The 9,009-nt window shown below is 59.7% G+C and carries 6 protein-coding genes, 1 tRNA gene and 2 pseudogenes; 3 read left to right on the forward strand and 6 right to left on the reverse strand.

The features are described from left to right. The first annotated feature begins 12 nt into the window (after nucleotides 1–12). The 3 genes and pseudogenes from GRX66_RS01385 to GRX66_RS20670 all read left to right on the forward strand — a co-directional run. Nucleotides 13–1,503: an aldehyde dehydrogenase family protein gene (locus GRX66_RS01385; protein WP_159524919.1), complete on the forward strand. Its 1,491-nt coding sequence runs from the start codon at nucleotides 13–15 to the stop codon at nucleotides 1,501–1,503. A 200-nt stretch (nucleotides 1,504–1,703) separates the two neighbouring features. Beyond that, nucleotides 1,704–2,657 (forward strand): formyltetrahydrofolate deformylase, encoded by a 954-nt coding sequence (locus GRX66_RS01390; protein WP_159524909.1) that lies wholly within the window; start codon nucleotides 1,704–1,706, stop codon nucleotides 2,655–2,657. A gap of 991 nt (nucleotides 2,658–3,648) precedes the next feature. Then, nucleotides 3,649–3,744: pseudogene (locus GRX66_RS20670) on the forward strand (trimeric intracellular cation channel family protein); the annotation flags it as partial. 241 nt (nucleotides 3,745–3,985) lie between these two features. Here the strand turns inward: GRX66_RS20670 and GRX66_RS01395 are convergent. The 6 genes and pseudogenes from GRX66_RS01395 to GRX66_RS01420 form a co-directional block, all read right to left on the reverse strand. Beyond that, nucleotides 3,986–4,849 (reverse strand): hypothetical protein, encoded by an 864-nt coding sequence (locus GRX66_RS01395; RefSeq protein ID WP_159524910.1) that lies wholly within the window; start codon nucleotides 4,847–4,849, stop codon nucleotides 3,986–3,988. Nucleotides 4,850–5,192: 343 nt separating this feature from the next. Further along, nucleotides 5,193–5,858, reverse strand: coding sequence for a helix-turn-helix domain-containing protein (locus tag GRX66_RS01400; RefSeq protein ID WP_159524920.1), 666 nt, complete (start codon nucleotides 5,856–5,858; stop codon nucleotides 5,193–5,195). A gap of 216 nt (nucleotides 5,859–6,074) precedes the next feature. Then, nucleotides 6,075–7,442, reverse strand: coding sequence for a glycine cleavage T C-terminal barrel domain-containing protein (locus tag GRX66_RS01405; RefSeq protein WP_201292873.1), 1,368 nt, complete (start codon nucleotides 7,440–7,442; stop codon nucleotides 6,075–6,077). Nucleotides 7,443–8,062: 620 nt separating this feature from the next. Then, entirely contained in the window at nucleotides 8,063–8,287 is a 225-nt protein-coding gene (locus GRX66_RS01410) for a hypothetical protein (RefSeq protein ID WP_159524912.1), read from the reverse strand. A 131-nt stretch (nucleotides 8,288–8,418) separates the two neighbouring features. Next, nucleotides 8,419–8,493, reverse strand: a tRNA-Glu gene (locus tag GRX66_RS01415). 140 nt (nucleotides 8,494–8,633) lie between these two features. Next, nucleotides 8,634–9,009, reverse strand: a pseudogene (locus GRX66_RS01420) (transcription initiation factor IIB 2); the annotation flags it as partial.

Genomic DNA, 9,009 nt, shown 5'->3' on the forward strand with positions numbered 1-9,009 from the left:
ACAAGCATGCTAATGGTTACAAATTACTCGATCGACGCGGACTGGACGTCGTTGTACATCGACGGAGAGTGGGTCGACGGGGACAGCGGGGAGACAATCGCAGTCGAAGATCCGTCCACACGAGAGCCTGTCGCGCACGTGCCCGCGGGCAACGAGGCGGACGTCGACGCCACCTACGAGGCTGCCGCCGCAGCCCAGGGCGAGTGGGCCAGCCAGCCACCGGCTCACCGACAGGAGGTCGTGCAGGAGTTCCTCGACACGCTCAACGAGCACAGCGAGGAGATTGTCGACCTCCTCGCGGCCGAGGTCGGCGGCTCCAGCATCATGGGACACACGTCGATTCACATCGCCAACGACCACGGAAACGAGGCCGTGACGCTGCCGCGACGCATGAAGGGCGAACAGGCGGAGTCGAACATCCCCGGGAAGGAGAACCTCCTCGAGCGGCACCCGAAGGGCGTCGTGACAGTCATCTCCCCGTGGAACTTCCCGTTGAATCTCTCGATGCGGGCGGTCGCACCCGCCATCGCGGCCGGGAACTCCGTCGTGTTGAAACCGTCGACGAACTCCCCCATCACGGGCGGGCTGCTGTTCGCGAAGCTGTTCGACGAGACCGACCTCCCGGACGGTGTTCTCAACGTCGTCACCGGACGAGGCTCCGAAATCGGGGACCGAATCGCAGGCCACCCGGAGAGCGACGTCGTCGCGTTCACTGGTTCCACGGAGGTCGGCCAGCACGTGTCGGGTATCGCCGGCGAGAATCTCGCTGTGCCAGCGATGGAACTCGGCGGCAACAACGCCCACATCGTGACCGCGGACGCCGACCTGGACCGAGCGCTCGACGCCGCGGCGTTCGGCTCGTTCGTCCACCAGGGCCAGGTGTGCATCTCCATCAATCGACACATCGTGCACGAGGACATCTACGACGAGTACGTCGACGGACTCGTCGACCGCGCGGAGTCGCTGCCGACAGGGAGCGCACACGACCCGGAGACGATCGTCGGCCCGATCATCGACGAGGGGCAGCGCGACGAGATGCTCGAGTACGTCGAGCGGACCCTGGAGAACGGTGCGACGCTGGAGACGGGCGGTGGAATCGTAGACCTCGACGGCGTCGACGACTCGCTGGTCGTGGAGCCGACTGTCATCTCCGACGCGACCAACGACATGGCGGCGGCGTGTAACGAACACTTCGGTCCGATCGCCCCGGTCATCCCGTTCTCCACTGTCGACGAAGCCGTCGAACTCGCCAACGACACGGACTACGGACTCTCGGGCTCCGTGCACTCCAGCGACCTCGAAGTGGCGAAGGACATCGCCGACCGGATGGTCACTGGGAACGTCCACATCAACGACCAGCCGATCAACGACGAGGCACACGTCCCATTCAGTGGTATCGGCGCATCGGGTGTCGGGACGTACAACAGCGACGCGTTCCTCCACGAGATCACGGAGACGAAGTGGATCTCCATCCAGCACGAACCACGCGAATACCCGTTCTAGGGGACTCCGCTATCCCCCGCTGGGATACGAACGGGGAGCCGCCAGTTGAATTGCCTCCACTACGTCACGACCGGCCGCCTTCGGAATCCGTTCTCTGCGTTGGTTTCCCCCACCGTTGTGGATATATTGTGGTGGAGCGACAACGTTTTGCACACCGCGACGAAACGGTGCCCAATGACGGCGTGTACGCCGTGGATACAATGAGTCTCGACAATACCGAAATTACAGTAGTCGGTGACGACGACACTGGTCTCATTGCCGAGATCACCTCACTCATGTTCGACCGGTGCATCAACATCGAAGATCTCGACCAGGAGGTCAAGGACGGAGTCTTCCGCATGACGATGCACGTCGATACGTCCGAGATGGTGTGCACCGAATCGAAGATGCGCGAGGACCTGTCGGACCTCGCCGATGAACTCGGCGTCGACGTTCAGGTCCGGTTTCCCGGCGCCGATGCGGCACAGTCGATCGCGGTTCTCGTCACGAAAGAGAGCCACTGCCTGGAAGCGATGCTCGAAGCGACGGACGCAGGCGATCTGAGCGCAGACGTGGACGTCGTCATCGGGAATCACTCGGAACTGGCTCCACTCGTCGAAGCGTACGACGTCCCGTTCCACGACGTCGGTGACGAGAAAGGGACGCCCGACGAGGACGAACTGCTCGACCTCCTCGAGGAATACGACGTCGACGTCATCGCGCTGGCGCGCTACATCCGCATTCTCAGCCCCGAAGTCGTCTTCCGGTACTCCAACCGCATCATCAACGTCCATCCGAGCCTGCTGCCCGCGTTCCCCGGCGCATCCGCGTACATGCAGGCCATCGAGGAGGGCGTGCGCATCGCCGGTGTGACTGCGCACTACGTCACCCCGGACCTGGATCAGGGCCCGATTATCACCCAGCGCGCGTTCAACGTTCCCGACGACGCAACCGAGGCGGACCTCGAGGAACGTGGCCAACCCCTGGAAGCCGACGCACTGGTCGAAGCCGTCCGACTCCACCTCAACAACGAGGTCAGTGTCGGTCGCGGGCGTACACACATCGACGGCGACGTCGAGACGGACCTCGGGCTCCCCGAGGAGGTCGACCACCTGACCCCCGACGAACCCGCCGACCAGCAGACGGCCGCCGCTCGAACGCAGACTGACGACTGACGGCGTTTGCGGTAATCGCGCAGCTCGAGCCGAATCAGCGCCGAGGAGCGTCGTGCACGTCGAACTGCTGTAGCCTCTCGTCGCTGTTGGCGCAAATTCCGCTGTGTCGCGTGTTTTCCTCCTTGCTCTACCTCACACAACCGAATCATGTCTCTCCGCGTGCTCTCACTGGGCGACGCTCAGATGCGGATCGATCGCTGAGGGAATGCGGTCTGTTGCTACCATGCCACTTGGACGTCAACGGCTGTTTTTCCGATTAGGTTCGAGATTGTCATCGAGAGGCGAACCCGGGATGTCTGACGATGCTCAGCATCCAGGTGGACGACCAATAATTACTAACTATCTTAACTATATAGAAATTTTAGGCGTTTGGTGGACTGCTTGAACAGTTCAGCGAACACAGCCGATTTCAGGACCACAATCTTCAGTAGATTCTACGACGCAATCCGGTCCGGGAAGCCGCCGGGGGTCTGCGCTCGTTCCAGAGTCCAGTAGAACCGACCGTCTGGCGTGTCTGCTCTTACAAACCGTGTATAACCTCTCTTACGGCTATTTTCTGTAAATATAAATAACAATAAATATTTCTTCTGGTTGGTTTCAAGGGGGGCGTGCCCCGGGAGACAGTCTGGTTCTCGTCGCTACCATCGCGTTGTTGCATGTGCAACTGGACGATATCACTCGCAGATCTCGGACCGATTCACACGTGAACTGGGCCAACTCTAAGTATATACGTAATCAGGTAGGACGTGGAATTAGACAGTCAAATGTAAATTATTCAGAGCCGAACTGCAGACAGTCGAAACTCGACTGCAATCAATCACTAGACCGGGGTATAACCTGCTCCGAACGATGCCCGCTACGCTACCCACTCGGAATCGCGACAGCGGACGAGCCGCCACCCCACTTCGATGGCGAACCGCCGGACCGACCACTCGGAGATGCTTTTGCCCCGTCCGCCGCCCGTATCTGAACACTCCCTCCCGGGGGCTCGGTGAACGCAATCAGTGAGGAGTTTGATCTGTTCGGTACGACCGACCTTGGTCTTGCGATGGCATTTGCTGGTGGGATGCCAGCGGATCTCGTAGTGTAGCGAAGAAAGATAGACATGCCAAACCCCAATACAGAACTCTCGGAAGGGATAGAAACCACGAACGTCGGTGGGGATGAGGGTCTTCCTGTCGACTGAGTGGGTCCGTATCGCGATCTGCTGCCTACCTCGCCGTTATTGACAGGTACAGCGTTGTTGACTGACCGGCGCGCTCCCTTGTTCGGCTGTACTGATCGACAGACGGTCTGTCAGAACTGGAAGAACAGTTTCCGTCGGGGGTCTATTCGGGGAGTGCGGTTTCGTACTCTTCGAGCAGTTGAACGAGTGGTTCCACTTCGGTGAACCTCGGCCCCCTGGAGACGGTATCTGTTTGAATGTCCCACTCGATGTATCCGGAGCTGGCTAATTTCGGTAGATGGAGATGGCGTAGCCCTATTCGTTCGTTCTCGTAGTTTAGCCGTCGCTCGAGGGTGTCGATACTGGTTTCGGTGGTGCCGCCTAACAGCGTCATGAGGATACTGCGTCTGGTGGGACTTGTGAGCGCGTCCATCATCGAGTCGATGGCTTCCGAAGAAATGGCGCGTCCCGCGATAGTATCGACACGCGTCTTCCGAGTCGGCGGGTCGTCCCAGAGGGCCAATATGTACTCGATCCACTGGCTGTAGATCTCGACGAGGGCTTTCTCTGTGTCTATGAGTGGTTCATCACGAGCGGTGGTATCCGCAAAACAGAGCGTTCCATAGAGTTCGTCGGTCACCGAGACGGTTGTCCCGAGATAACTCGCTAGTTTGAACGTTTCATATGCTGGATCGTCTTCCCACCCTTCAGCGAGGGCGTCACTGACGGCCAGTGTTCCTTCGGGGTCCGCGATGGTTTTCCGACAGTAGGTTTTGGAGAGTGGGACGGCGGTACCCGGCTGTAACGTCTCGTGGCAGCCGTGTACGATTTCGAAGCGTTCGGTCTCTTTTTCCAGATCGATGTGCGATAGAAACGCGTAATTCAGGTCGAATTCAGCGGTTTCGTGTTCGAACAGTTGTGCGAGTCCGGTTCTTGGTTCGGTATTGGGCGCGAGCAGCGTTCGCCCCAGGCGTTGGAAGTGGGGCAGCAATTCGTCCGCATCCGATTTGCAGATGCGATGTGTCATTGAATGAGGTGCGTAGTCGTTGCTGGTGACGTGCTCTTTCTGCTAGCTTGGACGGTGAAGTATGTGCTCAGTTAACATATATCTAGTGCCTCGGTCTCGAACTGGGACCCCGAGCGCTCACTCTACGAAATCAATATACTGTAGTTACCGTTCAGTCGTTACTTGTTGCGAGGATTGCCTTTGAATCGCGTGGGTCAATTTTCGGGCGCTGAGACCGACAGTGACGCGTCGTCTTCGATTGTGTCGCCCTCGAGGAGTGAGAGTTTATACGACCCGTTCAGCGGCAGATACTCCGGGTGATGGCGATATCGCTCACTGTACTAGTTTTCGCGGTAAGACGTGCTCAGTCTGGCTCTTCACTGCCATCCTTCAGGGACGATACGATGAGTCGCTTGATGCCCCGTCGAAGGAGACCACTGGCTGCGGGTTGGGAGATGTCTAGCTCAGCGGCGACTTCGACGAGCGTCGCGTTCCGTGGCTCTTCGAAATACCCGTTTTCGAGTGCGACGAGGAGTGCTTCTCGTTGGCTATCGGTCAACCCGGCGTCCGAATTAGCCAATCCAGCGTATTCGTTCACGCGCAGTAACTCGATGTCGACGTCGTTCTGTTTCGCGTAGTCCCAGAGCTGAACGAGATCCGTTCGGTCGGGCATCCACACTGTTAGCATCCAGGCGCTTCCGTCGTTCTCCATGTCGAGGATGACACCGTTCGCGGCCGAAATTACTGGTGAGAGAAGTTTCGCTTCGTCTGTGTACTCGAAGCTGTATATCGCCTTCTCGTCTCCGGTTTCTATGACTCGTTCGAATTCGCCAACAGTACTGTCATTCCGTAATCCGTCTTCGAATCGGCGGAAATCAGACGATTCGATGTGATAGAAGAACTTCCCCGACGTCGGGTCGGTTCCCGCCTCTGAGACCGACTTGATTTTCGAACTCCGGTCGTGATTAACCGTCCCCGTGAGCACGATGTCGGGATGCTCGGCTCTGACGACCGCCGTAATATCGGTCATTGTTCTGAAGGGAGTCGCTGGACTGTACACGACCATACAATTGAGAGTCGCTTGAACTGTTCGGTGAGAATCTGTACCGCGAAGTCTTGCTACCGGGGTCGTAATAGTGGCCGTACGGTGGCGTCCCTGTGTCGGGTCGTCGTACTGTCTGACTCCGAGTCGCGTCCTGGAGGACGCCGCTTCGTTCGTCACAATCCGTCTTCGGAGCCACGTCGCTCACTCGTTCATCTCGTCCCTGGCGTGAATCTTGGCCTGTTCGCGAGCGCTGGGATTGACTGACGCTTTGAACGGAACCTTCGCCAGCGTCGCAAACACGGGTTCGCCGGGCACCGCAGCGTACTCGTCCGGGAGGTGTACTTCGAACTCCACGTCGACGTCAGCGTCGTATATCGAGTCGTCGAGCGGAACGTCGGTCGCGGCCTGCAGCTTCTCCGCTGGCACGAAGCCGAGGCCGATATTGGTCTCGAGATCCGGATTCCACCACGCCGACGTCAGGTAGCCACACTCGTCGCCCGTCTCCGGATCCGAGACGAGCCAGAAGTCCGGCGCGTAGTCCAGAATCGGTTCACCGGCTATCTTCAGGCCGACCAGTTTGTGCGTGAACGGAAACGCGCCGTCTTCGATGACGTCCTTCTGGCGTTCCAGTTCGGGTTTGCCGACGTAGTCCGCGTCCTTGTCGTCGGGAACCTGATAGCCGAGATTGACCTGGAAGGGGGACGTCTCGTGGTCCATGTCCTGTCCCAACGACAGGATTCCGGCAGCGATACGTCGTTGATGGGATATTCCCGTCGCGGCACCGCCGTGGGCTTTGACCGTTTCGAGGACCGGATTCCACACCGCTTCGGCGTTCGTCGTCGCTTCGCGGACGTATATCTCGAATCCTGCCTCTCCGGAGAAGCCCGTCTGACTCACCAACACCGGAACGTCGTTGACCGTCGCTTCCAGCAGTCCGTAGTACGGAACGTCCTCGACCGCGTCACCGATGAGCGACTCCATCACGCCGGGGGATTTCGGGCCCTGAATCTGCATCGGCGAGACGTCGATCTCGTCGATGTCGACGTCGAAGTCAGTCCTGACTGTGACCCCTTGCAACCACTGCAGCAGGTCGGAGTCGGCGATGGAGAACCAGAACTCGTCGTCGTCGAGCCGCAACAGGACGAAGTCGTTGAGGATGCCGCCGTCCTGGTTACAGCAGATGGCGTACTTGCCACGCATCGTCTCGATGTCGGTCGCGTCCCGCGTGATGACGTAGTTGACGAACGCCTCGGCGTCGGGTCCCACGACACGAATCTGCCGCTCGACCGCGACGTCCATCAGCGTCACGTCGTCGACCAGCAGTTCGTACTCGGCGTCCAGTCCTCCATCTTCGGGGTCGATGTACCCGCGAGGGTGGTACATATCGTTGTAGACCGTCGCCTGCCGACACCCCTCCTCGACGGAGAGGTGCCAGAACGGCGACTTTCGAATCCGGGTGGAGATCAAGAGGTCGACGTCTGCGTCGCCCGTTTGACGAAGATTCCTTGGAACGGTCCGATCCGATTGGTCGACACTGGGGTGGTTCGGAGCGTGTTTGTTTCCCGTCATTAGCGATCTATTCCGGTGCTTCGACGGCGTGGTTGAACAGCCTCGCCCAGACGCGCTTGAACCGACTGGCATCGAATGGCGGGGTTACACCGACAGGGAGGTAGAATTTTGAGTCAGTCACACCGTCCTGATCGTCGACATGGGTTCTCAGTGCCATACGAACGAATAGGAGACCGTACCCGCATTGTTCTGGAGCTTATGCGTATAACCTACTTATATGGGGGCTGGGAGATATCGTCGCAATCCTGGCCCGGCCGCACGTCGCTCGGTGGAAGCGGTGGCAACGGCAGGGGCGAATAAAAAAACGACCCCATCGTGACGGAGAACGCCGCGTCACTCCTCCGAGTCGCGTCCATCTTCGCCTTGGGTCAGTGGACGCTAGCTCCGGCGAGCCACTCTCCCCTGCCACGGCCACAGCCAGTAAATCGGTTCAGCCGGATCTCTGAGGTCAGCGAACAGTTCCGGCGAACGGTCACTGATTTCATCGACCGGGACGAAATGGTCTTCGCCGCGGTCGAATCGCCTGACGACGTCACCGTTCTCGAGTTCGCTCCACCAGAGGCGGTGACCCCGTCAGGGTGACGCTCCGAATCTGGATGCCGAGTGGTAATCAGTGTCAGTCACAGGTTTGGGAACGTCCTTCTGGAGGCGCTATCAATTCGCGTCGAGCGCGCGTCTCCCTCCGCTTCCTGTGGGTCTCTCCCGAATTCGTTCAGCCAGCTGAAGCAGCTCTCTCTCGTGGTTCTGGAGTCGGTTTCCCGGCGTTCGCTGAGGCGTTCGGCGGTTGGTTGCGTGCGGACGGTGATTTCGTGGAGGGGGTCGGTTACCTCGTCGGCGTCTTTCATTGCCGACCACTTCCGTGCGATTCCTGAGTCCTCGGTGCGCTGTCCCGGAACCGCTAAACGGCGTCGGGCTGGTCGGATTGATGTGGGTGCCGCAGACATGCTGTTACTGGCGTGTCGGCGGAAGGAAGGAATGCTCCGTCAGGGATTTGAACCCTAGTCCTTGCCGTGAGAGGGCAAGATGATTGGCCGGACTACACCAACGGAGCGCTCGCATCAGTTCGTAGTCCGGGGGTACAAATAACGATTTCGTCTCGGGGGCGGACTGCGAACCTGTGACGTGGTGGGGGCCGGAAGACGGGCCCAGGTGAAGCGTCGACGCTGTCCCAGCGGCAGCCGCTCGCTTCGATTAGGCTGCGTCGGCGTCCTCGGCGACTTCCAGGAGTTCCTGGTAGCGGTTGCGGATCGTGACCGTGCTGATGTCGGCTGCTGCGGCGACGTCGTCCTGAGTGTACCGGGTGCCGGTCAGGCGGCCGGCGGCGTAGATTGCGGCTGCTGCGAGGCCGACCGGCGACTTCCCGTTGAAGGTCCCGGTGCCGCTGGCGGTGTCGAGCAGTTCGCGGGCGCGGCGTTCGACGTCGTCTTTGAGGTCGAGTTCGCTCGCGATGCGGCCGACGTAGCTGGTGGGGTCGGCGGGCGCGACGGCGAGGCCGAGTTCGCGGACGATGTAGCGGTACGTCCGCTTGAACTCCATGTCGTCGACGCGGCTGACGGTCGCGACTTCC

Source organism: Halobacterium bonnevillei (assembly GCF_009831555.1).
GTDB lineage: Archaea > Halobacteriota > Halobacteria > Halobacteriales > Halobacteriaceae > Halobacterium > Halobacterium bonnevillei.

Coding starts and splice junctions, on each gene's coding strand:
- GRX66_RS01385 (WP_159524919.1), top strand. CDS start 13: ATGGTTACAAATTACTCGATCGACGCGGACTGGACGTCGTTGTACATC.
- GRX66_RS01390 (WP_159524909.1), top strand. CDS start 1,704: ATGAGTCTCGACAATACCGAAATTACAGTAGTCGGTGACGACGACACT.
- GRX66_RS01395 (WP_159524910.1), bottom strand. CDS start 4,849: ATGACACATCGCATCTGCAAATCGGATGCGGACGAATTGCTGCCCCAC.
- GRX66_RS01400 (WP_159524920.1), bottom strand. CDS start 5,858: ATGACCGATATTACGGCGGTCGTCAGAGCCGAGCATCCCGACATCGTG.
- GRX66_RS01405 (WP_201292873.1), bottom strand. CDS start 7,442: ATGACGGGAAACAAACACGCTCCGAACCACCCCAGTGTCGACCAATCG.
- GRX66_RS01410 (WP_159524912.1), bottom strand. CDS start 8,287: ATGAAAGACGCCGACGAGGTAACCGACCCCCTCCACGAAATCACCGTC.